This is a genomic window from Exiguobacterium sp. HSB13, assembly GCF_056764755.1.
On the sequence record NZ_JBUZOM010000044.1, the window covers coordinates 1 to 455 of the forward strand.

General features: G+C 41.8%; 1 protein-coding gene. It reads right to left on the bottom strand.

The genetic code is table 11. From position 1 onward, the window contains the following. A partial coding sequence (locus tag ACZGCQ_RS16975) for a hypothetical protein (protein ID WP_481266894.1) occupies positions 1-406 on the bottom strand: 406 nt, incomplete at its 3' end. Positions 407-455: the final 49 nt, after the last annotated feature.

The following is a 455-nucleotide window of genomic DNA, read 5'->3' on the forward strand; positions in this document are numbered from 1 at the left end:
TCGTCCGGATTGAATGCTTAGTCGCATGTACGATTTTGTTGTGCTGTCGTTTCGTATCGTATGTATAGATGACACTCTTGTGTTCTTGTAGGTCAAAGTAGAAGATCTGATTTTGATAGAAATATTGCGGATCAATCGAGGCTCGGTTTTTGCTCAGTAATGTAGAATGGTCATACGTTTTCGTTTGACCTAACGTGACGCGCTCCGTTTGCTTTTCTAATTCGATTGCTTGTTGGTTCTTGTAGTCGTTTGTTGCTTTCTTCAAGGAAGTCTTCACTTGTTCATGTGACGCGACATTTTTTTGTGCTATACGCGGTGTTGCTTGTTCGTCCATCATGGTACAACCCGCTGTCGTCCAAACGATAGTCGAAAGACAAAAAACGGATGCGAAGCGTTGTAATTTCATATTGGATAGCTCCTTTAAAGGTATTCGGAAACGTAAGTCAGTGCTGTAC